This window comes from Burkholderia sp. LA-2-3-30-S1-D2, from assembly GCF_001523915.2.
Lineage (GTDB): Bacteria > Pseudomonadota > Gammaproteobacteria > Burkholderiales > Burkholderiaceae > Burkholderia > Burkholderia diffusa.
The window spans coordinates 2069443-2095310 of the sequence record NZ_CP013384.1 but is presented as its reverse complement, the minus strand read 5'-3'; the positions used below and the strand labels follow the sequence as shown (position 1 = coordinate 2095310).

Sequence of the window (25868 nt, the reverse complement as noted above, 5' to 3'; positions counted from 1 at the left end):
CGGGCCATCGCGGCAATGCCGGCCGCCGGAACCGACCTTTCCGGCGGCATGATCAATACGGGGAAATATCGATGAAAGCAGCTTCATTGCATCCGCGGCCGGTTGCGGCCGCCGCATCCGACGCAGCCGTCAGGCCCGCCGCATGGCGCGCGCGCTCAGCCGGGCGCGAACGCCGGTCGTGGACGGTCAAGGCGACGTTGCGCGCGGCCTTCGCGATCCTGCTGGCCGGCACGCTCGCGATCGGCGTGTTTTCGTTGTGGCAGATCAGCCGGCTGAACGCGTCGATTGCGTCGGTCTATGAGCAGGGGCACGTCGCGAGCCGGGCGGCGGAGGAGGTGCGCGCCGAGGTGCTGCGCGCGAGCCGCGCGCAGAAGATGCTGCTGACCGCGACCACCGCGAAGGAGCGCGACGACCTGGGCGCCGAGGTTGGCGCGGGGCTCGCGTCGATCGGCCAGGCGCTCTCGACGCTGCAGCGATACGCGGATCCGTCCGATGCGGACGATTCCGCGCGACTGCGCGCGTTCTCGATGGCGGTCGGCACGTGGAGCGGCCATCTGCGCGATTTCGTCGCGCTCGTGCAGGCGCAGCCGCTCGACCTGTCGCAGATGAACTGGCAAGTCGGCACGCAGGACGTGTCGCTGCTGGTCGAGACCGGCAAGCTCGAGAAGCTCGTCGCGATGCTGGTGAAGACGCGCGGCGCGAAGTCGAAGGCGACGCTCGATGCGTCCGCAACGATCTTCTCGTCGTCGTTCGCGATGATCGCGGCGATGACGGCCGCGCTGATCGTGCTGGCGATCGCGATTGCCGAAGGGGTTGTGCGCCGCCTCGCGTCGCAGCTCGGCGGCGAGCCCGCGGAGGCGAAGGCGATCGCCGCCGACATCGCGCGCGGCGACCTCACACGGCATATACCGCTCGGCCGGCACGACCGCGACAGCATGGTGCGTGCGCTGTCCGATATGCAGACCGGGCTCGCGGCGACCGTCGGCGAGATCGCCGTCAGCGCCGAGGCGATCGCGGCCGCGTCCGGCGAGATATCGACCGGTAACCTCGACCTGTCGCGGCGCACCGAGCAGCAGGCCGTCGCGCTGGAGCGCACCGCGGCCAGCATGGAGGAACTCACGTCGACGGTGCGGCAGAATGCCGAGAACGCGCGGCAAGCGAGCACGCTCGCGGCCAATGCGTCGGCCGTCGCGGAGGCGGGCGGCGAAGTCGTCGGGCGTGTGGTCGCGACGATGAGCGAGATCGACGATAGCGCGAGGAACATTCGCGACATCATCGGCACGATCGAGGGGATCGCGTTCCAGACCAACATTCTCGCGTTGAACGCCGCGGTCGAGGCGGCGCGCGCGGGTGAGCAGGGACGCGGTTTTTCGGTGGTCGCGGGCGAGGTGCGGCTGCTCGCGCAGCGCGCGGCGACCGCGGCGAAGGAGATCCGTGCGCTGATCGGCGCGTCGGTCGAGCGCGTCGCGAACGGCGCGGCGCTCGCGCACGATGCGGGCCGCACGATGAACGACGTGGTGCGGGCGGTCAAGCGCGTGACCGACATCATCGGCGAGATCTCCGCGGCGTCGGACGAGCAGAGCGCGGGAATCGACGAGATCGGCCGCGCCGTCACGCAGATGGATGCGGGCACGCAGCAGAACGCGGCGCTCGTCGAACAGGCAGCCGCAGCAGCGAACGCGCTCGACGAGCAGGCGCAGGCCCTCAAGTCGCTGGTCGGACGCTTTCGCATCGCGGCCTGAGCGTCGCTTCGTCCCACGCCGTCGCGAGCCGTCCGTGGGCGACGCGCAGGCTGGCGGGCTGCTGTCGATCGGTGACAGTCCGTGCAGTCGGCCCGCACGCAATCCCTTACAATGCGCCTCCACATAGCTGGGGGCCAGATCTGCGCGGCGCGGTCGCACCGACTCCGGGGCGACCGCACGCCGAGCGGGTCGTAACAACGACGATGACGATTTACCTGACGGGATACGTGTGGATGCTCGCGTCCGCCGCGATCGGAATGCGCACGCGCACGGCCGCGTGGCGATGGCTCGCGGCGGGCATCGCGCCGGCCGCCGCGTTCGCCGTGCTGCGGGGCCGGACGGGCACCGACACGGCGATCTACCACGACATCATTACCGGCATCTGGAGCGGCAACCTGAAGGTCGTGCCGCGCACGCTCGAACCGGGCTTCGTCTGGCTCGTGCGCGCGCTTGGGTGGCTCGGGCACGATCCGCACATCGCGATGGCGATCCTGTCGCTGCTGGTCGTCGTCGCGTGCGTGGCCGCGTTCGGCCGGAGCGCCGAGGACGCATGTGTGTTCGCCACGCTGATCTTTCCGCTGTTCTTCTACGACATGGCGATGAGCGGCGTGCGCTACGGCGTCGCGTTCTGTGTCGCGAAGCTTGCTTCGGACGCGTGGGCGCGCAGGCGGCACGGCGCGTCGCTCGCGTTCGCTGCCGCGGCGACCAGCATGCACATGTCGGCGGCGCTGCTTGTCGTGCTGCTGCGGATCCGACGGTTGCGCCTGCTGCGCTATGCGGGGCTGGCGGTCGCGATCGGCGGCGTGCTGTTCGCGATGCATCACGACGCGCTGCTCGCGAAGGTCGGCCTGTATGCGGCGTTCACGCCGCCCGCGCAGACATCGGGCGGCGCACCGCTCGGCCTTGCGATGCTGACGCTCGCTGCCGGCTGGGTGCTGCTGGCGCGCATGCCGCGCACGCTCGTGTTCCTGTTCGTCTGCGAGATCGCGAGCTTCGCGCTCGCGCGGGTCAGCTATGCGGGGCTGCGTTTCCAGTGGCTCGTGCTGTTCGCGATGGGCTGTCAGTTCGTGCCGATACAGCACGTGCCGGGGATCCGGCGCCGGCACGTCATCGTTGCGCTGGCCCTGATCGGCGCCGTCGGCTTCGCGATGCGAATGCGCAACATGCTCGGCGAATACGGGCTCGGCCCGTCGCCGTTCCTGCCTTACCGGTTCTTCTGGGAATGACGCGGCCGGGTGCGGTGGCGCCCGGCCGGAGTGCCGTCACGACTTCTTCTGCTTGTCCGGATCGATGATGACCGTGCAGGTCGTGCCCGCGGACAGCACCACGTCGGCAGGCACTTCGTCGATGCGGATGCGCACCGGCACGCGCTGCGCGAGGCGCACCCAGTTGAAGGTCGGGTTCACGTCCGCGACGAGGTCGCGGCTTTGCGGGTTGTCGCGATCGTAGATGCCGCGCGAGATGCTCTCGACATGGCCCTTCATCACGCCGCCGCTCATCAGCCGCATCTCGGCCGGTGCGCCGACCTTCACGCGCGGCAGCTTGGTCTCCTCGAAGTAGCCGTAGACCCAGAACGAATGGCTGTCGACGATCGCGAGCTTCGCCTGGCCGGCCACCGCGTAGTTGCCCTTGAACGTCTGCAGGTTCGTGATGTAGCCGTCGACCGGCGCGACCACGCGCGTGCGTTCGAGATTGAGCTTCGCGGCGTCGAGCGCGGCGATTGCCTGCTGGTACTGCGCGTCGGCGCTCGATGCGCTGTGCGCCGCGTTCTCGCGGTTTTCCTTCGACACGACGAGCGCGTCGAGGTCGGCACGACGGGCCGCGTCGTCGCGGCGCATCTGCAGTTCCGCGCGGCGGGCGGCGACGGCCGCCTGCGCCTGCTCGACCGCGATCTGATAGTGCGACGGGTCGATCTGCATGATCAAATCGCCCTTTTTCACGAGCTGGTTGTCATGCACCGGCAACTCGACGATCGCGCCCGACACGTCCGGCGCGACGTTGACGATCTCGGCACGGACGCGCCCGTCGCGCGTCCACGGATCGTCCATGTAGTGCACCCACAGCGAGCGCCCGATCAGGATCGCGACGAGAAGGATGACGGCGGTCGCGACGAAGCCGAAGAGTTTTCTGAGAATCATGATGGTTCGGAATCAACGGTAAACGGCAAGACTCAGTCCGCCGCAAATGCAGACGAGAAGGCACGCACGGAACAGCGACGGGTGCCACACGAGACGGTAGAGGCCCGTATAGGCAAGCAGGCGGTCGACGGCCCAGGTCGCCAGCGCGCCCAGGACGAACATCAGGACCACCGTGGGCATGTAGGCATCGAGAATGGCGATTTCACGCGGCATCATGACGAGGCTCCTTGTTGGGGACGCACGGGGCGATTGCGGTTGAGCGGCTCGAGGGGCGATTCCGGATCGAGCAGCGCCGTGCGTACGAAATGCAGATGACTCAGGATGCGCTGCAGCCGATGACGCTCCTCGCGCGACGGCGTGAACGCATCGAGCGTCTGCCGGGTCGCGTCGATCGCGGCGTTGACCGCGTCGAGCGTCGCGTCGAAGCGCGCTGCGTTCGGCTTGCGGAACAGCGCGGACAGCGCGGTGCGCATCGTCTCGATCGCGCGTCGCCACGGCGTCGTCGGCGCATAGCGCGGGTCGGACGGCAGCATCGCCAGTTCGGTGCGCAGGTCGAGCGCCGCATTGCCCGTCTCCAGCACCGCGAACATCCAGCGCAGCGCGTCGCGCTGCACGTCGGGCTGGTCGGCCGATAGCGTGTGCGCCTGGAACATCAGGTCGCGCGCGCCGCTCTCGAAGCGCGTGCGCAGTCCGGCCAGACGTGCGTGGCATGCGGCGACCACCTGGTGGCGCAGGTCGGCGAACAGCCGCTTCTTGAGCCACGGCGCGGTCGGCGGAAACAGCACCGCGAACGCGATCGCCGAGACCAGCATCGACAGCACCAGCGCGAGCGCATCGTTCATGAAGCTCATCGGGTCGTAGTGCGTGATGTTGTCGGGCCCGGCGAGGAAGCTGAAGAAGATCAGGTAGCCCATCCCGTAGCCCGCGAGCTTCGGCTTCAACGTCATGAAGATGCCGATCGCGAGCAGCGGCGCGAGGGCCGCGCACAGCAGCGGGAAGCCGTCGATGTGCGGGTAGATGCCGAATGTCAGCAGGAAGCCCGTGCATACCGCCAGCGCGGTACCCATGCCCATCTGGGCGGACATCGCGGTCGGGCGCGGCGTCGACGACGCGAGCGCGCAGGTGGCCGCGGCCGTCAGCGTCATCGTCACGCCGCTCGGCCACGCGGTTTCGATCCAGAACCAGCCGAGCACCAGGATCACGGTCGCGGTCCGAATCGCCGCGATCACCATCGCCGTCACGTTGGTGCGCGGTTCGTAGCGCTCGATCCAGCGTTCGCGCTCGTGCGTCGGGGTCGACAGCGACGCATAGGTCGCCGCGTATTCGTGCAGGTCCGTGATGAAGCGGTACAGCAGCTCGGTGGCCGTGTCGAAGTCGAGCAGTGGAAAATCCGGTTGCGTCTCGAGCGCGGCGCGCGTCACGCGGATGCGGCGCGGCAGCGCGTCGCGCCACGCGAGCAACTGTTCAGCCGCGAGCGCGGCGTCGGCCGACGAGCGTACCGGTTCGCCATTGCGCGTCAGAAGGGGCGCGATTTCGCGGAAGTACGGCTCGATCGCATCGATCGCGGCCTGCGCGCCGGCCGCGCGCAGCCGGTTCATCAACTGGTGCAGTGCGTGGAAGCGGCTCGATACGCTCATGAACTCGCTGTTCAGCCGCGCGAGGCGGCCGCTGCGCATCCGCGTGTCCGGATCCTCGAACACGGCCATGCTGCGCGCCGCTTCGAAGCCGACCACATCCGCGACGAAGCGCGCATGGATGGTTTCGATGTGCGCGCGGTCGAGCTGGCCCGACAGCGCCGCCGCGACGTAGTCGACGAAGCTGCTGAAGCGCTTGCGCACGGTCGTGCGCATCTGCTCGCCGGTGTACTGCGGAAACACGAGCGCGCTGACGACGCCTGCGGACACGATCCCGACCATGATCTCGGCGACCCGCGTCATCGCGCTCATGAACGCGCCGTCCGGATGTTGCGATGCCGGCAGCCCGATCAGCGCGGTCGTGTAACCGGCGAGCAGGAAGCCGTAGCTGCGGAAGTTGCGGTTGCGCGCGGCGCCGGCCGTGCACAAGGCGACCCACAGCGCGACGGCCAGCAGGAACAGCTGCGGCTGCTGCGGGAACAACCCGACGAACGTGAGCGTCGCGATCAGCCCGAAGATCGTGCCGGCGACCCGGTAGAAGCTCTTCGCGAGCACCGCGCCGCTTTGCGGCTGCATCACGATGAACACCGTGGTCATCGCCGTCTTCGGCGCCGGCAGGTCGAGCCGCATCGACACGCCGGTCGCGATGAACGCGGCGAGCAGTGCCTTGAACAAATAGAGCCACGCGGCGCCGTCGCTGCGGGCCCAGTTGCCGAACGCGGCGGACCAGGCCGCGAGCGGGCCGGCGGCGTGCGTGGAAGCGGGGGAGGAGGCGGACATGACGGTTGCTCCGCGTTACCGTGCGGCCGACGCGGCACTCGCGGCGGATTCATCATGCGGCGGATGGCCGCCCTGAACGTCTGTCTCCGTCTCGACGCCGCCGCCGAGCGCGGCCATCAACTGCGCGTGCGCGGCGAGGCGCTCGGCGTCAATGCGGGCCGCCGTCTCCTGCGCGCGCAGCAGCTGCTGTTGCGCGACCAGCACGTTCACGTAATCGGTTAGCCCGCGGCGGAAGCCTTCGCGCGACAGCTGGTAGCTGCGGTCGTTGGCGGCGACCGAGCGCGCGGCGTCCTTCTTCTGCGTATCGAGCGAGCGGATCCGCACGACCTGGTCGGCGATGTCCTTGAGTGCGCCGACGACCGTCTGGTTGTAGCGCTCGACCGCCTGGTCGTAGCCGGCATCGGCCGCACCGAGTTGCGCGCGCAGGCGGCCGCCTTCGAAGATCGGCAGCGACAGCGCGGGGCCGGCGGTCCAGCCGCCGTTCATCGCCCGCAGGAAGTCGGCGAACGGCGCGGTTACGCCGAAGCCGCCGACCGTCGCGAGCAGATCGATGTTCGGGTAGAACGCGGCTTTGGCGACATCGATGCCCCGTGCCTGCGCGTCGACCATCCAGCGGGCCGCGACGACATCCGGGCGGCGGCCGAGCAGGTCGGCCGGCATGGCGGACGGCAAGCCGGCCGGCGCGTCGAGCGTCAGGCTCGGCCGCTTGATCGCATCGCCGGCGCCCGGGCCCTTGCCCGCGAGCGCGGCGAGCTGGTGGCGCGCGAGCTGGATCGCTTCTTCATAGCTGTCGATCTGGCGCTCGTAGTCGGGCAGCGTCGATTCGGCCTGGCTGACTTCGAGCTGCGTGCCGAGGCCCGCCTGCAGGCGCTTGCGCGCGAGATCGGCCAGTGAGCGCTGGCGTTCGAACGTTTCGTGCGCGAGGTCGAGCAGCGCGTAGTTCATCGACATGCCGACATACGCGCGTACGACGTTGACCTCGAGCTCGAGCTTCGCCGCCCGTGCGTCGGCTGCGGTCGCATGCGCGGTGTCGAGCGCGCGCTCGGTCGCGTTCTTGTCCTTGCCCCACAGGTCGAGGTGGTACGACAGGCCGAGCGTGCCGGTGTTGTTCCACGTGTCGGTGTTGGCGAGCGGCCCCGGGCCGTAGTAGACGTTATCGGGCCAGTGCTGGCGCATCAGCGACAGGTTGCCGTTGATCTGCGGCAATTCCGCGGAACGGGCCACGCGTGCCATCGCCTGCGCTTCGCGAACGCGGGCCTCGGCGGCCGCGAGGGTCGGGTTGCCGGCCTGCGCGGCGGCGATCCACGCGTCGAGCTGCGGGTCGCGGTAAGCGCGCCACCAGTCGGACGCGGGCCAGCCCGCGTCGCGGTTCGCCGCGCGGATGGCGGCACCGGCATCGAGCGTATTCGCTTCGATGCGGGCGGACTGCGGCTTGTTGTCGCCCATGCTCGCGCACCCGGCCATTATTAATGAGACTGCAAGAACCGCCAGTGCCAGCGTCCCTTTTGTTGCCGGAGACCGCACGATTTTCTCCCTTTCGGATATAGATGAGTCGGATGCGATTATATTTTTCAGTGATTCCTGAATAAATGGACAAGGATGCAAGTCATTTTTACGAATCCTGAGATAATATTTGTTCGACCCTGTGCAACAATCCATCCGGATTCAAACGGGTAATGGGATGGATACGCTACAAAACATGCGGGTATTCGTCCGCGTGGTCGACGCGGGAAGCTTTACCGCGGCCGCCCAGCAGATGAATTCGACTACTGCCTACGCGTCGCGCGCCGTGTCGGATCTCGAGGCGCACCTGCGCACGCGCCTCCTGAACCGGACGACACGCCGGATCGCGCTGACCGAGGCAGGCGAGCGCTACCTGCAGCGCTGCGAGCAGATCCTCGCGTACGTCGACCAGGCCGAGGCCGAAGCGGGCGACGCGCACGCGCGCCCGTCGGGCAAGCTGAAGGTCCATTGCTTCACGAGCCTCGGGCAGCACTACCTGGTGCCGGCCATCGCGCGCTATCGGCAGCGCTATCCGGACGTGCACGTCGAACTGACGCTCGCGCAGCGGATGCCCGACCTGCTCGACGAGGGGTACGACGTCGCGATCGTCGTCGGCCGCGACCTGCCCGATTCGGGGCTCGTGTCGCAGCGGCTCGGCGAGAGCTACAGCGTCGTGTGCGCGTCGCCCGGCTATGTCGACGCGCACGGCGTGCCGCGGACTCCCGCGGATCTCGAGCATCACGTCTGTCTCGGGATGGTCGCGCCGGGATTTCACTTCGACGAGTGGTCGCTGTCGGGGCCGCGCGGCGACGAGGTGATTCCGATCACGGCGCCGCCGTTCCGCGTGAACGTCGCAGAGGCGCTCGCGGTGGCCGTGCGGGAAGGGATGGGGATCGGCGGGTTGCCGCTCTATTCGGCGATCGGCGGGCTGCGCAGCGGACACATCGTGCGCGTGATGCCCGAATACCGGTCGCACGTGATGAACATTTACGCGCTGTATCCGTCGCGCCAGTACCTCGACGCGAAAATCCGCACCTGGGTCGATTTTTTGCGCGACGAGTTGCCGGCCACGCTCGAAGCCGACGAAGCCGCGCTCGCGCAGTTCACGGCTGCGACATGAGCGCGCGGTCGACCCCGATCTGACGAGATTTGTCCTTCGCGCAACATTTTTTTACCCTCGGACGGCGGACAGTTTGATACTGTTCAAATCAGAGAGATTTGGATCTGCCTATACCCGGAGTCGCAATGGATACGCAACTGATGATCGGCCTTGGAGTTCTGCTTGGTGCGGCTGCTGCCGCCGCGGCGACGCGCGATCTGCTGCGCGCGATGAAGGCACGGATGAAGCCGGTGCCGGTGCGGGTGCGCCCGTCGTCGAACGGATCGCGCCGCGCCGATCGCTGATCGGGCGGCCTTTCGGATCCGGAAGGGCCGCATCACGCGGCCCGATGGCCGGGCGCTCAGCCGAGTTCGACCACTCTGTCCCACGCAAACGCGGGATTTTCCAGTTCGCCGGTGCGCCGGTGGATATAGCCGCGCGGGTTGCACACCACGCGCGTGCCGCTGTCGGTCACGTAATCGAATGATGTATGCGTGTGGCCATGGATCCACAGGTCTACGGGCGGCCGCACGAGTTCATCCATGTCCGTGACGAATCCCGCAGATGCGAGGTCTTCCGCGTAACGCTCGGCCAGCGAGCGCAGGTGCGGCGCATGATGGGTGACGACGATCGTGCGGCCGTCGAACGGTGTCGCGAGCCGTGCTTCCAGCCACGCACGGCCTTGCCGGTGCAGCGCGATCGCGTCGGCCGGCGTGAAATCCCGCTCCGGCGCCACCGTCGCATGCAGTGCCGCATCGTGCGGCCACGTCACCTGGATCAAGCCCTTGAAATCGAGCATCACACGCACGCCGGCATCGATCGCGCGTGCGATGCTCGTCTCGTCGGCGCCGAACAGCGAGAAATCGGACCACAGCGTGGTACCCAGCACGCGGAAGCGCTGCGCCGGATCGACGTACACGCCGTTGTTCAGGTAATGCACGTTGTCGATCGCCTGCGCGGCGTCGCGCATCGCGGTTTCGAGCGCACCGAATTCCCCGTCGTAGTACTCGTGGTTGCCCGGCACGTAGATCACCGGCACGTCCGTGTCGAACGTTTCGGCGGCCCAGCGCAGGCCTTCCGCGTGATTGTGGATGTCGCCGGCCAGCACGACCAGATCCGCATCGGCATGCGCGATCGTGTCGGGCTGGTTGCTTTCGAGATGCAGGTCGGAAAGGACGCGAACTCTCATGGACATCGCTCCGGGTTGGGGGCTTCAGCGCAGGACCTTGCCGGGATTCATCAGCCCGCGTGGGTCGAGCGCGTTCTTCAGCGTGCGCATGAGTGCCGTTTCGATCGGCGACTGGTAGCGCTGCGCGTCGTCGATCTTCAACTGGCCGATCCCGTGCTCCGCGCTGATCGTGCCGTGGTGGCGGTGCACGTTGTCGTAGACGATGCGATTGATCGGCTTCTGGAATTCCGCGAGGAACGCCTTCGGGTCGCCGCCTTCGGGCGTCTGCACGTTGTAGTGCAGGTTGCCGTCGCCGAGGTGGCCGAACGTGACCATCCGTGCGCCGGGCGCGGCCTGCTGGATTGCCGCGTCGGTTTCGTCGATGAAGCGCGCGATCGACGAGATCGGCACCGCGATGTCGTGCTTGATGTTCAGTCCCTCGTCGGCCTGCGCGAGCGGGATGTGTTCGCGCAGATCCCAGAACGCGCGCGACTGCGCGAGATTTTCCGCGACCACCGCGTCGACCACGAGCCCGGCCTCGAACGCCTCTTCCATCAGCTTCTCGAACAGCGCGCGGGCGTGCGTTTCGCTTTCGTTGTCCGACAGTTCGAGCAGCACCGTCTGCGCATGCGTGCGGTCGAACGGATAGCGCAGTTGCGGATAGTGCTTGCCGACGAGCTGCATGCAGAAGTCGGACATCAGCTCGAAGCCGGTCAACAGCGGGCCGGCCGCGCGCTGCGCGAGCGCGAGGAAGTCGAGCGCCGCGTGCGGCGACTCGAGCGCGGCCAGCGCGGTGACCTGCGCGGCCGGCAGCGGATGCAGCTTCATCACGGCGGCCGTGATGATCCCGAGCGTGCCCTCCGCACCGATGAACAAATCGCGCAGGTCGTAGCCCGTGTTGTCCTTGCGCAAGCCGCGCAGGCCGTCCCAGGTCTCACCCTGCGGCGTCACGATCTCGAGCCCGAGGCACAGCTCGCGCGCGTTGCCATAGCGCAGCACCGCGGTGCCGCCCGCGTTGGTCGACAGGTTGCCGCCGATCGTGCAGCTGCCTTCGGCGGCGAGGCTCAGCGCGAACAGCCGGCCGCCTTCGCGGGCGCGCGCCTGCACGTCGGCGAGGATCACGCCGGCTTCGACCGTGATCGTGTTGTTGTGCGGATCGAGCGCGCGCACGCGGTTCAGCCGCGCGAGGCTCAGCACGGCCTGGCCGCCGCTCGCGTCAGGCGTCGCGCCGCCGGCGAGGCCCGTGTTGCCGCCCTGCGGCACGAGCGCGACGCCATGCGTGTTCGCGAGCCGGACGAGCGCGGCGACTTCGGCTGTATCGGCCGGTTTCAGCACCGCGCACGCGCGGCCTTGGTAGCGGCGGCGCCAGTCGATCAGGAACGGCTCGGTGTCGTGCGGATCGGTCAGAACGTAGGTGGCGCCGATCGCGTCGCGGCAGGCGGAAACGAAGGCTTCGGAAGAATTCATCACGTTCGGTCGCGTAAGGGTCAGGACGCGGCGCGCTGCCGCTTCGCCGCGCGCTTGAACGGCGCGACGTAGGCAAGCGCTGCCACGAAGAAGCCGACGGCGAGCGCGGTCTCGCACCAGCCGAGCGTCGCGGACAACCCGCGGTCGGACATGCCGCGCACGATGCCTTCGGCGAAATAGACGAGGATCAGCATGCTCGCCCACTGCATCGTATAGATGTTACGCCGCCAGACGCCGGGCAGCGCGAGCGCGAGCGGCACGGCCTTGAGCATCAGCGCCGAGCCGCCCGGGCGCAGCGGCGCGAGCCACAGTTCCCACGCGAGCGACAGCGCGATCAGTGCGCCGAGGCACGCGGCCGCGGCCAGCGCGTAGCGCGGCCGGGCGGCGACGGCGGGGCGGGCGGGCGCATTCATGCGGCTTCGGCCGCCTGGGCGGCGGACAGGGCCGACGCCGCGCGGGCGAGCCGCGCGCCGAGCGCGGCCGCGAGCGCTTTTTCGTCGGCCGACAGCCCTTCGGGCGCGCTGCGATCGTGCTGCGACACGTGCGACGCGCCGTACGGCGTGCCGCCGGTGCGCGTCGTGCTGAGCGCGGCTTCCGTGTACGGGATCCCGACGATCATCATCCCGTGATGCAGCAGCGGCAGCATCATCGACAGCAGCGTCGATTCCTGGCCGCCGTGCAGGCTGCCGGTCGACGTGAACACGCAGGCCGGCTTGCCGGTCAGCGCACCCGACAGCCATTGCGGGGTCGTGCCGTCGAGGAAATACTTGAGCGAGGCGGCCATGTTGCCGAAGCGGGTCGGCGAGCCGAGCGCGAGGCCCGCGCATTCCTCGAGGTCGCGGAGTTCCGCATAGGGCGGGCCGTCGTCGGGGATGTCGGGGGCGGTGGCTTCGCAGACAGTCGAGACGGGCGGCACGGTGCGGATGCGGGCCTGCATGCCGGGCACGCTGTCGATGCCGTTCGCGATAGCTAGCGCGAGATCGCGCGTGGCGCCGTGGCGGCTGTAATAGAGGACGAGAATGTCTTTCATGGGCGACGGGGCCGCGTGCGGCCGCGCGCATGCCCGGTGCAGTCGGCCCCTGCTGGATCGAGCGGCTATTATAGGGGCTGAAGTCGTCGCGCAGCGCGGCGGCGGCGCGCCGTCGCGCACGCGCCATCGAGAAGGAGAAGCCGTTTGCCGAAGTTGAGCGTCGATCTCGACACCCTCAAGCGCCTCGCGCAGTTCGCGGCCCGGCGTAGCGCCGAGGATCGCATCCCGCAAGTGGCGGGCAGCCTCACGTTCACGACGATGCTGGCACTCGTGCCGCTCGTGACGGTCGCGTTCGCGCTGTTCACCGCGTTCCCGATGTTCGCATCGTTTCAGATCTCGCTGCAGGGGTTCCTCGCGGATCACCTGATGCCCGCGCAGTTCAACGTCCAGATCTTCAAGTACCTGAACCAGTTCGCGTCGAAGGCCAAGGGGCTGACGACGGCCGGCCTGATCGTGCTCGTCGTCACGTCGGTGATGACGATGATGACGATCGAGTCGGCGTTCAACCTGATCTGGCGGGTGCGCAAGCCGCGGCCGTTCGCGCAGCGCGTGCTCGCGTACTGGGCGCTGATCACGCTTGGCCCCTTGCTGTTCGGCGTGAGCCTGTCGATCTCGTCGTACCTATTCACGCAGTCGCTGGCGTTCACCGGCGCCGGGCCGTCGACGTCGATCGTCGAATGGCTGCTCGCGTTCGTGTCGCTGCCGCTGACCGTGCTCGCGTTCACGCTGCTGTACGTGTACCTGCCGAACTGCACGGTCGCGTGGCGCGACGCGGTGATCGGCGGGCTGTTCGCGGCTATCGCGTTCGAGCTCGCGAAGCGCGGCTTCGGCTATTACGTGCGGCGCATTCCGACCTATACGGCCGTCTACGGCGCGTTCGCGGCGCTGCCGGTGTTCCTGCTGTGGGTGTACCTGAGCTGGTTCATCGCGCTGCTCGGCGCGATGGTGGCGTCCGCGCTGCCGGCGATTCGCGTCGGCCAGTTCCATCGCATCCACTATCCGGGCAGCGATCTGCTCGACGCGCTCGAATTGCTCGCGCGACTGGCCGAGGCGCGCGCGGTCGGCAAGGCGGGCTATACCGCGATGCGGCTCGCGACCATGTTGCGCTGCGACATGGAAACCGCGCAGCGGCTGCTGCTGACGATGGAGGAGCGGGAATGGATCGCGCGGCTGGACAGCGGCGAACTCGCGCCGCGCTACATCCTGCTGGCGAATCCGGAGCAACTGACGCTGGCGCAGCTGTTCGACGTGCTGGTGATCGACCGCACGGAACTGACCTACCAGCTGCAGCGACGCCGCAGCCACGTCGAAGGTGCGGCATTGCTGGAGGTGCTGTCGAACGACCGGTTCGACGTATCGCTTGCGTCGCTGATCGCCGAGCACCGGCTCGCCGGCGAGCACCCGGCGGAGACCGTGCCGGGGTCCGTGCCCGGCGCGGCGCCCGACCCGCACGCGCGGCCGCCGAAAACGGCGTGACGCGCGGCCGGGCGGGCGTTACAGCGGGATCTTCCCGGTGCAGATGTCCTTGAACATCACCCAGTCGCCCATCAGGCTGTAGATCGGGTGCCGGAACGTGGCGGGGCGGTTCTTCTCGAAGAAGAAGTGTCCGACCCACGCGAATCCGTAGCCGCACACGACCGCCGCCGGCAGCCACGGCCAGTGGCCCGTCGCGATCGCCATCGCGACGCAGCCGATCACGCCGAGCGAGCCGATGAAGTGCAGCCGCCGCGACGTGAGGTTCTGGTGCTCGTTCAGATAGTACGGGTAGAAATCAGCGAAGCTGGCGAATTGCTCCGTATGCGTATGCGCCATGGCCGTCTCCTCGGGCCGCTGTCGATGGAGTCATTGTGCGGCGGGCGGCCCGCGTCCGCAAGCGGGGGCGGTCGCGCCGCGCGGGCCCGCGCTTTCCTTTTGACAGGCTTTCCGATAGGATCGAAAGCGGATTTGCATTCAAGCATGAGGGGACTACGATGCGCGTCAGCGATATTCTGAAAGTGAAGGGCAACACGCTGTTTACGGTGACGCCCGATAAGCCGCTGCGCGAAGCGGTCGATACGATGGCCGAACACGATATCGGTTCGCTCGTCGTGATGGAGTACGGCGATCTCGTCGGGATGCTGACGTTCCGCGAGATCATCCTGCGCCTCCACGTGAACGGCGGCGCGATCGGCGACGTGCAGGTGCGCAAGGTGATGGACGAGCCGCTCACGTGCACGCCGGAAACCGATGTCAACGAAGTGCGCCGGATGATGCTCGAGCGCCACGCGCGCTACATGCCGGTGCTCGACAAGAAGGTGCTGATGGGCGTCATCTCGTTCTACGACGTCGCGAAGACGGTCGTCGAGGCGCAAAGCTTCGAGAACCGGATGCTGAAGGCGTACATCCGCGACTGGCCGGAATCGGAAGCAGAAGCGCAGAAGCCGTGAAGCACGTCGCGCCCTGTGCCATGACGCGCGGGCGCTGCCACTCGGCGCACGGCGGCGCAGGTTCAGCCTGCGCCGCCGTTTTTTCGACAACCATACAAGGCCCGCGCAGCTTCGCCTAGACGATGCGCGCGTATTCCGCATGAGCGATCACACGCAAGTCTCTTCCGCGTCGCGCGGCGAACGGCGCGCCCACGCGTCGCAATTCGACCTGTTGCGCCAGCGCCGTTTCGCGCCGTTCTTCACGACCCAGTTCCTCGGGGCGCTGAACGACAACGTGTTCAAGATCGGATTCACATCGCTCGTCACCTATCACACCGCGCGGTTCTCGGGCGTCGACGCGAAGACGGCCGCATTCCTGATTTCCGCGATCTTCATTCTGCCGTTCGTGCTGTTTTCGGCCACCTCCGGCCAGATCGCCGACAAATACGACAAGGCGACGCTCACGCGCTTCGTGAAGACTTTCGAGATCGTGCTGATGTTGGTCGGCGCGGCCGGCTTCGTCACGCACAGCGCGACGCTGCTGTACCTGTGCACGTTCATGATGGGGATGCACTCGACGCTGTTCGGCCCCGTCAAGTATTCGTACCTGCCGCAGCATCTCGGCGACCACGAACTGGTCGGCGGCAATGGTCTCGTCGAGATGGGCACGTTCATCGCGATCCTGATCGGGACGATCATCGGCGGTGCGGCCGCGGGCATCGAAGGCAGCGGTGAGCGCGTGCTCGCCGTCAGCGTCGTCGTCATCGCGCTCGCGGGGCGGCTCGTCGCGCAGCGCGTGCCGCCGACGCCGGCGCCGCAGCCCGATCTCGTGATCAACTGGAACCCGTTCAGCGAGACGTGGCGCAACCTCGGGCTCGCGCGACAGAATCGCACCGTGTTTCTGAGCCTGCTCGGCATCTCGTGGCTGTGGTTCGTCGGCGCGACGTTCCTGACGTCATTCTTCAATTTCGCGAAAGACGTGCTGTCCGCGAGCCCCGATGTCGTCACGGTCTTGCTCGCGACGTTCTCCGTCGGGATCGGCCTCGGCTCGCTGCTGTGCGAGCGGCTGTCGCAGCGGCGCGTCGAGATCGGCCTCGTGCCGCTCGGCTCGATCGGCATCAGCGTGTTCGCGATCGAGCTGTATTTCGCCAGCCACTCGCTGCCGTCGCCCGGGCATTTGCTGTCGGTCGGGGAATTCCTGGCCGGTGCGCGCCACTGGCGCATCCTGGCCGACCTGTTCCTGCTCGCGATGTTCGGCGGCTTCTACAGCGTGCCGCTGTATGCGTTGATCCAGAGTCGCAGCGCGCCGACCCATCGTGCGCGGATCATCGCCGCGAACAACATCCTGAACGCACTGTTCATGATCCTGTCGGCCCTGATGGCGATGGGGCTGACCAAGGCCGGCGTCGACATCCCGGGCCTGTTCCTCGTCACCGCGCTGCTGAACGTCGTGGTCGCGACGTACATCTACCTGCTCGTTCCGGAGTTCCTGCTGCGCTTCGTCGCGTGGGTGCTGGTGCACACGTTCTACCGGATTCGCCTCGTGCATGCGGAGCGGATCCCGGAAGAGGGCGCGGCCGTGCTCGTATGCAACCACGTGAGCTACGTCGACGCGCTCGTGCTGGCGGCGGCGAGCCCGCGGCCGATCCGGTTCGTGATGGATCACCGGATATTCAAGACACGCTTCGCGAGCTGGGTGTTCCGGCATGCGAAGGCGATTCCGATCGCGCCGCGCCACGAGGATCCCGACATGCTCGCACGCGCGTACGACGCGTGCGAGGCCGCGCTGAAGGATGGCGAACTCGTGTGCATCTTCCCGGAAGGCAAGCTGACCAAGACGGGGGACATCAACATGTTCCACCACGGCATCACCGAAATCCTGGGCCGTACGCCGGCGCCCGTGATTCCGATGGCGTTGCGCGGGCTGTGGGGCAGCTATTTCTCCCGTCATGCCGATGCGCGCATGCCGCGACCCATCAAGCGCGGCGTGATGAGCCGGCTGACGCTCGCGGTCGGCGAGCCGATCCCGGCCCCGGTCGCGACGCCCGAGGCGCTGCAGGCCGCGGTGACCGAGTTGCGCGGCGCGCGAAAGTGAGCAGGTGCAGGCCCGGCGCGATGCCGCCGGGCCGTGCCGACGGCGGCGACCCGGCCCGTTTCACCGGAACGGCGCGGGTCGACGGCCCTTGCGCCGGGCCGTCTGCGTGGCAGGTCCGTGTGGTCTGAACGGTTCACGCGGCCCGCGGGCACGGGACGGCTGGCATAATAGCGGTTTACTTCTTTTTCTCGACCGGCAAACGATCGGCCTGCCAGCGGTCCCGGCAGCGCATCGGTTTGTCCAATTCTCTTTGGGCGGTTCCATCATGTCCGGCAATACCCTCGGCACGCTTTTCACTGTCACGACCTTCGGCGAATCGCACGGCCCCGCGATCGGCTGCGTGATCGACGGCTGCCCGCCGGGAATGGGGCTGACCGAAGCCGACATCCAGGTCGAACTCGATCGCCGCAAGCCCGGCACGTCGCGGCACGTGACGCAGCGCCAGGAGGCGGACGAGGTCGAGATCCTGTCCGGCGTGTTCGAAGGCGTGACGACCGGCACGCCGATCGCGCTGCTGATCCGCAACACGGACCAGCGCAGCAAGGACTACGGCAACATCGTCGAGACGTTCCGCCCCGGCCATGCCGACTACACCTACTGGCAGAAATATGGCATCCGCGACTACCGCGGCGGCGGCCGCTCGTCCGCGCGCCTGACCGCGCCGATCGTCGGCGCGGGCGCGGTTGCGAAGAAATGGTTGCGCGAGCGTTTCGGCGTCGAGGTGCGCGGCTACATGAGCGGTCTCGGCGAGATCGACGTGCCGTTCGTCGACTGGTCGCACGTTCGCGAGAATCCGTTCTTCTCGCCGAACGCGGCGGTCGTTCCGGAGCTGGAAGCCTACATGGACGCGTTGCGCAAGGACGGCGACTCGATCGGCGCGCGCATCGACGTCGTTGCGTCGGGCGTGCCGGTCGGCTGGGGCGAGCCGGTATTCGACCGGCTCGACGCGGACATCGCGAAGGCGATGATGAGCATCAACGCGGTGAAGGGCGTCGAGATCGGCGCGGGCTTCGACAGCGTCGCGCAGCGCGGCTCGGTGCACGGTGACGAACTGACGCCGGCCGGCTTCGTCGGCAACCATGCGGGCGGCGTGCTCGGCGGGATCTCGACGGGGCAGGACATCACCGTGTCGATCGCGATCAAGCCGACATCGAGCATCCGCACGCCGCGCCGTTCGATCACGAAGACCGGCGAAGAGGCGACGGTCGAAACCTTCGGCCGCCACGATCCGTGCGTCGGCATTCGCGCGACCCCGATCGCCGAGTCGATGCTCGCGCTGGTGCTGATCGACCATGCGCTGCGCCATCGTGCGCAGTGCGGCGACGTCGAGACGCCGACGCCGAAGATCGCGGGCAGCGCGACCTGATGCAGCGGGGCCGGCACGCGCCGGCTCGACCGATTCGATGCGAAACGGGGCGCCTGGGGCGCCCCGTTTTCATTGGGCCGCCGAATTTGGCGGCGCGGCCGATTCGCGCACCCGCAGCTCCGGCAGGATCGCGCAACCGGGCCCGGCTTCTCCGTGCTCGAGTGCGTCGAGCAACGCGCGGGCGGCCTTGCGGCCGATCGCATCGGTGTCGACCCACATCGTCGTCAGCGCAGGCCGGATTTCGCGAGCCAGCGCGACATCGTCGAAGCCGGTGATCGACAATTGCGACGGCACCTCGAGGCCGATTGCCTGCGCTTCCAGTAGGGCGCCGAGCGCGAGCGCGTCGTTGCCGCAGATCACGGCCGTCGGGCGCGTCGCCCCGCTGTCGGCGATCGCGCGCAGGCTCGCACGGCCGAACGCGATCGTGGCCGGGCCTTCATGCTGGTGGATCGGCCGGACCGCGAGCCCACGCGCGGCGAGCGTGTCGTGGATGCCGCGCAGGCGGGCCTGCACACGATCGTTGTCCGCCGAAGGCTGCATGATGATCGCGAAATCGCGATGCCCGAGGTCGAGCAGGTGCGTGGTCAGTCGCGCGAATGCCGCGCGGTTGTCGAAACCGATGCAGCAGTGCGGGCTGTCGTCGCGGTAGGCATAGGTGACGACATACGGCACCCGATGCAGGTCGAGCAGTTCGAATACTTCCGGCGGATAGGCTTCGCCGACCAGCGACACGGCTTCGACGCCGCGCGACAGCATCGCGCGCACCTGCGCGAGCGCCTGTGCCGGGTCGTAATTCGAGCAGCCCAGGAACAGGGTGATGCCGTGCTCGGCCATGACCGCCTGCATGCCCGCTACCTGCGACGCAAACACCTGGTCGTCAAGCGTCGGGATGATCGCACCCGTGATGTGGGTTCGCGTGGATGCGAGTGCTCGGCCGGCCGCGTTGGGAATCCAGTTCAGTGCGCGTGCCGCGTCGCGCACGCGCTGCTGCACGTCGGCCGAGACCTTGCCGGGGTCGTTGTAGACACGCGAAACGGTCGCGGTCGACACGCCGGCGAGTTTCGCGACATCTCCGAGCACCGATCGGCCGCTGCCGCGGCGTGCGCGAGCCGCGCCGCCGCTGGATGGGGGCGTACTCATTGGTCATCCCCGGGCGCGGCTGCCCCGCAGGCGCCGCGCGTGGTCAAAAACGCCATCGTTTACCCTCGATTCATCGTGGTCCCGCTTGCATTCCCGGTCGTGCCTGTGCGAATGTAAGCGCTATCTTGATGCTACTCCGTATTATGTCAGACACAGATTGCAGCCGCATTGTGAAATTTTCGTCGACGACGGCCGTTCCGGCTATTTTGTTTGTCGTAAATGTAAGCGGTTACATTGAATGAAGATCCACGCAAAGCCCCCTCGAATCGCGGTCGTCGGCAGTATCAACGTCGACCTCGTCACGCATGCGCCACGGCTGCCCGTGCCGGGCGAAACGCTGCTCGGCACGACCTTCCAGACCGTTCACGGCGGCAAGGGTGCGAACCAGGCGGTGGCGGCGGCCCGTCTGGGGGCGTCGGTCGCGATGATCGGCTGCGTTGGCGACGACGCGTTCGGGGCGCGCGTGCACGACGCGCTGGCGGCCGAACGTATCGACGTGACGCACCTGCACCGGATCGACGGCGAGGCAACCGGCGTGGCGACGATCACGGTCGATGCGCACGGGGCGAACAGCATCGTGGTCGTGCCCGGTGCAAACGCACGCCTCGATGGCGAATTGATCGACGAGGCGCGCGACGCGATCGCCGGCGCGGCGCTGATGGTGTGCCAGCTCGAGGTGCCGATCGAGAGCGTCGCGCGCGCGATCGGCAGTGCGATCGCACATCGCACGCCGGTGCTGCTCAATCCGGCGCCTGCACGGCCGCTGTTCGACGCGTTGCTGGCCCAGATCGACTACCTCGTCGTCAACGAAACGGAAGCGGAGTCGCTGACCGGCATCGCTGTCGGCGACGACGTCTCGGCGGTGCGCGCCGCAGAGGCGCTGCGCGCGAAAGGCGTCGGCAACGTGCTGGTCACGCTGGGTGCGCGCGGCGTCTGCTGGCGCGGCAGCGCTGGGAACGGCCGCCATCGGGCAATGGCGGTGGTCGCCGTCGATACCACGGCGGCCGGCGACACCTTCGTCGGCGGATTCGCGGCCGCCCGGACGAGTGGTGCGTCGATGGACGACGCGATCGCGTTCGGCCAGCGCGCGGCTGCAATCAGCGTCACGCGCCACGGCGCGCAGACGTCGATTCCGACACGAGAGGAAGTGGAGAGCATGGCGGTATAGATTCCGCGACGACGGAAAGCGCGGGCAGGCACCCGCCTATGACATGGAGACAATCGAAATGAACGAAGACCAGGCTGTTCCGACTGCGCCGCCACGTATCCGGCGCGGACAACGTATCGCGCTTGCGCTGCTGATGGCGAGCGGAATCGTCAACTATCTCGATCGCGGCACGCTGGCCGTCGCGAGTTCGGCAATCCGGAGCGATCTCGGGCTGTCGCTCTCGCAGATGGGGTTGCTGCTGTCGGCATTCTCGTGGAGCTATGCGCTGTGCCAGTTTCCGGTCGGCGGGCTCGTCGATCGCATCGGGCCGCGACGGCTGCTCGGCATCGGGCTGATCGTCTGGTCGTTCGCGCAGGCAGCGGGCGGCCTCGTCTCCACCTTCGGCTGGTTCATCGTCGCGCGCATCGTGCTCGGCATCGGCGAGGCGCCGCAGTTCCCGTCGGCGGCGCGGGTGGTGAGCAACTGGTTTCCGTTGCGTGCACGCGGTACGCCGACCGGGATCTTCAACGCGGCGTCGCCGCTCGGTACCGCGCTCGCGCCGTTGCTGCTGTCGGTGCTCGTCGCTTCGTTCGACTGGCGCTGGGCATTCGTCGTCACGGGGGCACTCGGTCTCGTTGTCGCCGTCGTCTGGTTTGCGTCGTATCGCGATCCGGCGCGTGCGCAATTGACCGCGGCGGAACGAGCGTATCTCGATGCCGATGCGCAGACGGCCGTCGCGGCACCCAAGCTGACCTTCGCCGACTGGCGCAGTCTGTTTTCGCACGGCACGACCTGGGGCATGCTGATCGGATTCTTCGGTTCGGTGTATCTGAACTGGGTCTACCTGACCTGGCTGCCGGGATATCTGACGATGGAGCGTCACATGAGCCTCATTCGCACCGGGTTTGCGGCATCCGTGCCGTTCCTGTGCGGGTTCGTCGGTTCGCTCGTTGCCGGCTGGCTGTCGGATCTGGTGACGCGCCGTAGCCGCTCGCCAGTCGTGAGCCGCCGCAATGCGGTGGTCGTCGCGATGCTCGGGATGGTCGCGTTCACGATTCCGGCCGCGCTCGTGCAGAGCAACACGGTGGCGCTCGCATGCATTTCGGTCGTGATCTTTCTCGCCAATGCGGCATCGGCATGTTCGTGGGCGCTCGCGACGGCGGCCGCACCGCCGAGCCGTGTCGCATCGCTCGGCGCGATCCAGAATTTCGGTGGTTTCATCGGCGGTGCGCTCGCGCCGATCCTGACGGGTGTGATCGCGCAGAAGTGGTCGTTCGTGCCGGCGCTGCTGACGGCGGCGGCAATCGCATTCGCTGGCGCGATGGCTTACCTGCTGCTGGTGCGCAAGCCGATTCCCGAGCAGTCCGCGAGTGCGGCGCCTGGCGCGCTTCCGGCTTGAGGCTGCCGGCTACCCCCTGTATTCATTGAAGGAAGGAGAAACAGATGCAATCACATCAGCAGGCGAGCACGACCATCGAAGGGATCGTGCCGGTGATGCTGACGCCGTTCAACGATGCCGGCGCGATCGACTACGCGGGCCTCGAGCGACTCATCGAATGGTATCTGGCACACGGCTCGGATGCGCTGTTCGCGGTCGCGCAATCGAGCGAGATGCAATTCCTGAGTCTTGCAGAACGGGCGGAGCTTGCGCGTTTCGTGGTCGAGCGGGTGGCCGGGCGCGTGCCTGTCGTCGCGTCCGGGCACGTCAGCGAAGATCTGGACGCGCAGGTCGCCGAGCTGTGTGCCGCGGCGGAATCGGGTGCGCAGGGCGTCGTGCTCGTGACCAACCGCCTCGATCCACAGCGCAAGGGCAGCGCCGCGTTTCTCGATCATCTTCACAAGCTGCTCGCCCGATTGCCGGCGGATCTGCCGCTTGGCTTGTATGAATGTCCGGCGCCTTATCGGCGATTGCTGTCCGATGACGAACTGCGCGCGTGCATCGACACCGGCCGCTTCGTGATGTTGAAGGACGTGAGCTGCGACCTGGAGACGGTGAAGCGACGCGTTGCGCTGGCCGCGGGCTCGCCGATGAAGATCCTGAATGCGAACGCCGCGATCGCATGGGATGCGATGAAGGCGGGCTCCGCTGGTTTCAACGGCGTGTTCACCAACTTCCATCCCGATCTGTATCGGTGGCTGCGCACGCAGAGCGACTCGGATCCGGCGCTTGCCGAAGAATTGTCGGCGTTCCTGGTGCTCTCGGCGGTGTCGGAAGCGCTTGGCTACCCGGCGCTCGCGAAGATCTATCATCAACGGATCGGCACGTTCGGATCGATTCGCTGCCGCTCGATCGACTACGACGTGCGGGAGCGGTTCTGGGCGCTCGATGCGGTGCTCGACAAGATCGTGTCCGGTACGGAGCATTTCCGTCGACGGATAGCGGCGCGCTAGCGCAGCCGGTGCAGGGCGCGGTGGATGAATCGCGCGACCGATGGCGGGCAGGGCAGCGTCGAATACCGATCGGACGAAAAAAAACGCCGCGCAAGGCGGCGTTTTCCGGCAGGTTACATGTTCGGGTAATTCGGCCCGCCGCCGCCTTCCGGCGTGACCCACACGATGTTCTGCGTCGGGTCCTTGATGTCGCAGGTCTTGCAGTGCACGCAGTTCTGCGCGTTGATCACCAGCCGGTCGCTGCCGTCGTCGTTCTTCACGAACTCGTACACCGCCGCCGGGCAGAAGCGCCCCTCCGGCCCCGCGTAGGTCCGCAGGTTCACGTTCACCGGCACGTTCGCATCCTTCAGCGTCAGGTGCGCCGGCTGGTTTTCCTCGTGGTTCGTATTCGAGATGAACACCGACGACAGCCGGTCGAACGTCAGCTTGCCATCCGGCTTCGGATACTCGATCGGCGTGCATTGCGAGGCCGGCTTCAGCATCTCGTGATCCGCATGCTTGTGGTGCAGCGTCCACGGCACGTTGCCGCCCATCACCTTCTGCTCGAGCCCGACCATCAGCGTGCCCAGGTACAGGCCCTTCGCCATCCACTGCTTGAAGTTGCGCGCGCGGTACAGCTCCGTATGTAGCCACGACTGCTTGAAGGCGTCCGGATACGCGTTGAGCTCGTCGCTCTGACGGCCGGCCTGCAGCGCGTCGAACGCGGCGTCCGCCGCCAGCATGCCCGTCTTGATCGCCGCGTGGCTGCCCTTGATCCGCGATGCGTTCAGGAAGCCCGCGTCGTCGCCGATCAGCGCGCCGCCCGGGAACACCGTCTTCGGCAGCGACAGCAGGCCGCCGGCCGTGATCGCCCGCGCGCCGTACGACACGCGCTTGCCGCCTTCCAGGAACGCGCGGATCGATGGATGCGTCTTGTAGCGCTGGAATTCCTCGAACGGCGACAGGTACGGGTTCGTATAGCCCAGGCCCACCACGAAGCCGACCACGACCTGGTTGTTGTCCATGTGATACAGGAACGAGCCGCCGTACGTGTCCGACTTCAGCGGCCAGCCGGCCGTGTGGATCACGAGGCCCGGCTTGTGCTTCGCGGGATCGATTTCCCACAGTTCCTTGATGCCGATCCCGTACGCCTGCGGATCGGCGTTCGCGTCGAGCTTGAACTTCGAGATCAACTGGCGGCCGAGGTGGCCGCGGCAGCCTTCGGCGAACAGCGTGTACTTCGCGTGCAGCTCCATGCCGAGCTGGAAGTTCTCGGTCGGCTCGCCGTCCTTGCCCACGCCCATGTTGCCGGTCGCGACACCTTTCACGGAGCCGTCATCGTTGTACAGGATCTCCGCAGCCGGGAAGCCCGGGAAGATCTCGACGCCCAGCGCTTCCGCCTGCTGGCCGAGCCAGCGCGTGACGTTGCCCAGCGAAACCACGTAGTTGCCGTGGTTCTTGAAGTTCTCGGGCAGCGCCCAGTTCGGCGTCGTGATCGCGCTCTTCTCGGACAGGAACAGGAAGCGGTCCTCCGTCACCTCGACGGTGAGCGGTGCGCCCTGTTCCTTCCAGTCTGGGAACAGCTCGGTGATCGCGCGCGGGTCCATCACCGCGCCCGACAGGATGTGCGCGCCGATCTCGGAACCCTTCTCGAGCACGCACACGCCGATCTCGGTGCCTTTCTCGGCGGCCAGCTGCTTGAGCCGGATCGCCGCCGACAGCCCGGCGGGGCCGCCGCCGACGATCACGACGTCGTATTCCATCGATTCGCGCGGGCCGTATTGCTCGATGAGGCTTGCGGGGGTCATTGGCGTTCCTCTAACCGTTAGAATGCTTTTATTCGGGAGCGTATTGTCTGCGAAACGAAACGCTTGCCGCAACAGCATGCGCGTAGATTAGCACGATCGTTCTATTTTTTGTGCTAGGGTTATGCTGCGTGGGACAGGGCGCCCGCGGCGGCGAAACGACATCGAAAGGGGATGTGCAATGGGTCGATCGATCAATCTGGAAGGCAAGGTCGCACTGGTCACGGGCGCATCGAGCGGCCTCGGGCAACGCTTTGCACAGGTGCTGTCGCAGGCCGGCGCGAAGGTCGTGCTCGCGAGCCGCCGCGTCGAGCGCCTGAAGGAGCTGCGCGCGGAAATCGAGGCGGCGGGCGGTGCCGCGCACGTCGTGTCGCTCGACGTCACCGACGTGCAGAGCATCAAGGCGGCCATCGCGCACGCGGAAACGGAAGCCGGCACGATCGACATCCTCGTGAACAATTCGGGCGTCTCGACGATGCAGAAGCTCGTCGACGTGACGCCAGCCGATTTCGAGTTCGTGTTCGACACCAACACGCGCGGCGCGTTTTTCGTCGCGCAGGAAGTCGCGAAGCGGATGATCATGCGCGCGAACGGCAACGGCAAGCCGCCGTACCGGATCATCAACATCGCGTCGGTGGCCGGGCTGCGCGTGTTTCCGCAGATCGGGCTGTATGCGATGAGCAAGGCGGCGGTCGTGCAGATGACGCGTGCGATGGCGCTCGAATGGGGTCGCCACGGAATCAACGTCAACGCGATCTGTCCGGGTTACATCGATACCGAAATCAATCATTACCTGTGGGAAACCGAGCAGGGCCAGAAGCTGCAGTCGATGCTGCCGCGCCGGCGCGTCGGCAAGCCGCAGGATCTCGACGGGCTGTTGTTGCTGCTCGCGGCCGACGAGTCGCAGTTCATCAACGGCTCGATTATCTCCGCCGATGATGGCTTCGGCCTCGCCTGAGTGGATGACATTCAGCAACAA

The 25868-nt window shown here is 67.3% G+C and carries 22 protein-coding genes and 1 pseudogene; 12 read left to right on the top strand and 11 right to left on the bottom strand.

Translation table 11 applies throughout. The annotated features are described in order from the left end of the window. Positions 1-71: 71 nt before the first annotated feature. Entirely contained in the window at positions 72-1742 is a 1671-nt protein-coding gene (locus WS66_RS22620) for a methyl-accepting chemotaxis protein (protein ID WP_059606565.1), read from the top strand. Positions 1743-1945: 203 nt separating this feature from the next. Further along, positions 1946-2968: an EpsG family protein gene (locus WS66_RS22615; protein WP_059606566.1), complete on the top strand. Its 1023-nt coding sequence runs from the start codon at positions 1946-1948 to the stop codon at positions 2966-2968. A gap of 36 nt (positions 2969-3004) precedes the next feature. Here the strand turns inward: WS66_RS22615 and WS66_RS22610 are convergent, their stop codons facing one another. The 4 genes and pseudogenes from WS66_RS22610 to WS66_RS22595 all read right to left on the bottom strand — a co-directional run. Next, a complete protein-coding gene (locus tag WS66_RS22610) occupies positions 3005-3880 on the bottom strand; it encodes an efflux RND transporter periplasmic adaptor subunit (protein WP_047900486.1) in 876 nt (291 codons plus the stop codon). A 12-nt stretch (positions 3881-3892) separates the two neighbouring features. Then, positions 3893-4096, bottom strand: a complete 204-nt coding sequence (locus WS66_RS22605; RefSeq protein ID WP_011351756.1) for a DUF1656 domain-containing protein — start codon at positions 4094-4096, stop codon at positions 3893-3895. Then, positions 4093-6294 (bottom strand): FUSC family protein, encoded by a 2202-nt coding sequence (locus WS66_RS22600; protein WP_059606602.1) that lies wholly within the window; start codon positions 6292-6294, stop codon positions 4093-4095. Before WS66_RS22600 ends, WS66_RS22605 begins: the two co-directional genes overlap by 4 nt. A 21-nt stretch (positions 6295-6315) precedes the next feature. Beyond that, a pseudogene (locus WS66_RS22595) lies at positions 6316-7818 on the bottom strand (efflux transporter outer membrane subunit); the annotation flags it as partial. Between the two features lie 157 nt (positions 7819-7975). Between WS66_RS22595 and WS66_RS22590 the strand changes: the two are divergent. Beyond that, a complete protein-coding gene (locus WS66_RS22590) occupies positions 7976-8917 on the top strand; it encodes a LysR family transcriptional regulator (RefSeq protein WP_059606568.1) in 942 nt (313 codons plus the stop codon). 125 nt (positions 8918-9042) lie between these two features. Next, positions 9043-9201, top strand: coding sequence for a hypothetical protein (locus WS66_RS34125; RefSeq protein ID WP_170296438.1), 159 nt, complete (start codon positions 9043-9045; stop codon positions 9199-9201). Positions 9202-9257: 56 nt separating this feature from the next. On the opposite strand, the gene WS66_RS22585 is transcribed toward WS66_RS34125, so the two are convergent. The 4 genes from WS66_RS22585 to wrbA are packed head-to-tail and all read right to left on the bottom strand — an operon-like array spanning position 9258 to position 12561. Further along, a complete protein-coding gene (locus tag WS66_RS22585) occupies positions 9258-10085 on the bottom strand; it encodes a metallophosphoesterase (protein ID WP_059606571.1) in 828 nt (275 codons plus the stop codon). A 24-nt stretch (positions 10086-10109) separates the two neighbouring features. After that, entirely contained in the window at positions 10110-11531 is a 1422-nt protein-coding gene (locus tag WS66_RS22580; protein WP_059606573.1) for an FAD-binding oxidoreductase, read from the bottom strand. Positions 11532-11551: 20 nt separating this feature from the next. Beyond that, positions 11552-11944: a DUF2069 domain-containing protein gene (locus WS66_RS22575; RefSeq protein WP_059606574.1), complete on the bottom strand. Its 393-nt coding sequence runs from the start codon at positions 11942-11944 to the stop codon at positions 11552-11554. Beyond that, positions 11941-12561, bottom strand: coding sequence for an NAD(P)H:quinone oxidoreductase (gene wrbA, locus WS66_RS22570; protein ID WP_059606576.1), 621 nt, complete (start codon positions 12559-12561; stop codon positions 11941-11943). The genes WS66_RS22575 and wrbA overlap by 4 nt, the downstream gene beginning before the upstream one ends. 144 nt (positions 12562-12705) lie before the next feature. Between wrbA and WS66_RS22565 the strand changes: the two genes are divergently transcribed. Beyond that, positions 12706-14037, top strand: a complete 1332-nt coding sequence (locus WS66_RS22565) for a YihY family inner membrane protein (protein ID WP_059606578.1) — start codon at positions 12706-12708, stop codon at positions 14035-14037. 18 nt (positions 14038-14055) lie between these two features. Here WS66_RS22565 and WS66_RS22560 read toward each other — a convergent pair whose 3' ends face one another. Beyond that, on the bottom strand, positions 14056-14373 hold the full coding sequence (locus WS66_RS22560; protein ID WP_044846067.1) for an Mpo1-like protein: 318 nt from the start codon (positions 14371-14373) through the stop codon (positions 14056-14058). A gap of 158 nt (positions 14374-14531) precedes the next feature. Here WS66_RS22560 and WS66_RS22555 point away from each other — a divergent pair, with 158 nt between their 5' ends. The 3 genes from WS66_RS22555 (at position 14532) to aroC (ending at position 18427) form a co-directional block, all read left to right on the top strand. Continuing rightward, positions 14532-14987, top strand: a complete 456-nt coding sequence (locus tag WS66_RS22555; RefSeq protein ID WP_044846066.1) for a CBS domain-containing protein — start codon at positions 14532-14534, stop codon at positions 14985-14987. Between the two features lie 139 nt (positions 14988-15126). Then, positions 15127-17061 (top strand): MFS transporter, encoded by a 1935-nt coding sequence (locus tag WS66_RS22550; protein WP_059606580.1) that lies wholly within the window; start codon positions 15127-15129, stop codon positions 17059-17061. Between the two features lie 265 nt (positions 17062-17326). Further along, positions 17327-18427 carry a chorismate synthase gene (gene aroC / locus WS66_RS22545; RefSeq protein ID WP_059606582.1) on the top strand — a complete coding sequence of 367 codons (1101 nt, stop codon included), beginning with the start codon at positions 17327-17329 and terminating at the stop codon, positions 18425-18427. A 69-nt stretch (positions 18428-18496) separates the two neighbouring features. Here the strand turns inward: aroC and WS66_RS22540 are convergent, their stop codons facing one another. Further along, positions 18497-19567: a LacI family DNA-binding transcriptional regulator gene (locus tag WS66_RS22540; protein ID WP_059606584.1), complete on the bottom strand. Its 1071-nt coding sequence runs from the start codon at positions 19565-19567 to the stop codon at positions 18497-18499. A gap of 238 nt (positions 19568-19805) precedes the next feature. On the opposite strand from WS66_RS22540, the gene rbsK reads away from it, so the two are divergent. From rbsK to WS66_RS22525, 3 genes are read left to right on the top strand one after another with little or no spacing between them, the layout of a single operon-like run. Next, positions 19806-20735, top strand: coding sequence for a ribokinase (gene rbsK, locus WS66_RS22535; protein ID WP_059606586.1), 930 nt, complete (start codon positions 19806-19808; stop codon positions 20733-20735). A 58-nt stretch (positions 20736-20793) separates the two neighbouring features. After that, positions 20794-22113, top strand: coding sequence for an MFS transporter (locus WS66_RS22530; RefSeq protein ID WP_059606588.1), 1320 nt, complete (start codon positions 20794-20796; stop codon positions 22111-22113). 44 nt (positions 22114-22157) lie between these two features. Further along, a complete protein-coding gene (locus tag WS66_RS22525; RefSeq protein WP_059606590.1) occupies positions 22158-23105 on the top strand; it encodes a dihydrodipicolinate synthase family protein in 948 nt (315 codons plus the stop codon). Positions 23106-23218: 113 nt separating this feature from the next. Here WS66_RS22525 and WS66_RS22520 read toward each other — a convergent pair whose 3' ends face one another. Then, entirely contained in the window at positions 23219-24892 is a 1674-nt protein-coding gene (locus WS66_RS22520) for an electron transfer flavoprotein-ubiquinone oxidoreductase (protein ID WP_108064716.1), read from the bottom strand. Between the two features lie 178 nt (positions 24893-25070). Between WS66_RS22520 and WS66_RS22515 the strand changes: the two genes are divergently transcribed. Next, the gene (locus WS66_RS22515) at positions 25071-25847 is read left to right on the top strand and encodes an SDR family oxidoreductase (protein ID WP_059608590.1); all 777 of its coding nucleotides are present in this window, start codon (positions 25071-25073) and stop codon (positions 25845-25847) included. Positions 25848-25868: the final 21 nt, after the last annotated feature.

Bases quoted from the DNA above. Each gene is read 5' to 3' on its own strand.
- WS66_RS22585 (WP_059606571.1), bottom strand. From the start codon at position 10,085: ATGAGAGTTCGCGTCCTTTCCGACCTGCATCTCGAAAGCAACCAGCCC.
- WS66_RS22520 (WP_108064716.1), bottom strand. From the start codon at position 24,892: ATGACCCCCGCAAGCCTCATCGAGCAATACGGCCCGCGCGAATCGATG.
- WS66_RS22610 (WP_047900486.1), bottom strand. From the start codon at position 3,880: ATGATTCTCAGAAAACTCTTCGGCTTCGTCGCGACCGCCGTCATCCTT.
- WS66_RS22560 (WP_044846067.1), bottom strand. From the start codon at position 14,373: ATGGCGCATACGCATACGGAGCAATTCGCCAGCTTCGCTGATTTCTAC.
- WS66_RS22590 (WP_059606568.1), top strand. From the start codon at position 7,976: ATGGATACGCTACAAAACATGCGGGTATTCGTCCGCGTGGTCGACGCG.
- aroC (WP_059606582.1), top strand. From the start codon at position 17,327: ATGTCCGGCAATACCCTCGGCACGCTTTTCACTGTCACGACCTTCGGC.
- wrbA (WP_059606576.1), bottom strand. From the start codon at position 12,561: ATGAAAGACATTCTCGTCCTCTATTACAGCCGCCACGGCGCCACGCGC.
- WS66_RS22550 (WP_059606580.1), top strand. From the start codon at position 15,127: ATGAGCGATCACACGCAAGTCTCTTCCGCGTCGCGCGGCGAACGGCGC.
- WS66_RS22525 (WP_059606590.1), top strand. From the start codon at position 22,158: ATGCAATCACATCAGCAGGCGAGCACGACCATCGAAGGGATCGTGCCG.
- WS66_RS34125 (WP_170296438.1), top strand. From the start codon at position 9,043: ATGGATACGCAACTGATGATCGGCCTTGGAGTTCTGCTTGGTGCGGCT.
- WS66_RS22605 (WP_011351756.1), bottom strand. From the start codon at position 4,096: ATGATGCCGCGTGAAATCGCCATTCTCGATGCCTACATGCCCACGGTG.
- WS66_RS22575 (WP_059606574.1), bottom strand. From the start codon at position 11,944: ATGAATGCGCCCGCCCGCCCCGCCGTCGCCGCCCGGCCGCGCTACGCG.
- WS66_RS22615 (WP_059606566.1), top strand. From the start codon at position 1,946: ATGACGATTTACCTGACGGGATACGTGTGGATGCTCGCGTCCGCCGCG.
- WS66_RS22580 (WP_059606573.1), bottom strand. From the start codon at position 11,531: ATGAATTCTTCCGAAGCCTTCGTTTCCGCCTGCCGCGACGCGATCGGC.
- WS66_RS22600 (WP_059606602.1), bottom strand. From the start codon at position 6,294: ATGTCCGCCTCCTCCCCCGCTTCCACGCACGCCGCCGGCCCGCTCGCG.
- WS66_RS22530 (WP_059606588.1), top strand. From the start codon at position 20,794: ATGAACGAAGACCAGGCTGTTCCGACTGCGCCGCCACGTATCCGGCGC.
- WS66_RS22515 (WP_059608590.1), top strand. From the start codon at position 25,071: ATGGGTCGATCGATCAATCTGGAAGGCAAGGTCGCACTGGTCACGGGC.
- rbsK (WP_059606586.1), top strand. From the start codon at position 19,806: ATGAAGATCCACGCAAAGCCCCCTCGAATCGCGGTCGTCGGCAGTATC.
- WS66_RS22540 (WP_059606584.1), bottom strand. From the start codon at position 19,567: ATGAGTACGCCCCCATCCAGCGGCGGCGCGGCTCGCGCACGCCGCGGC.
- WS66_RS22555 (WP_044846066.1), top strand. From the start codon at position 14,532: ATGCGCGTCAGCGATATTCTGAAAGTGAAGGGCAACACGCTGTTTACG.
- WS66_RS22620 (WP_059606565.1), top strand. From the start codon at position 72: ATGAAAGCAGCTTCATTGCATCCGCGGCCGGTTGCGGCCGCCGCATCC.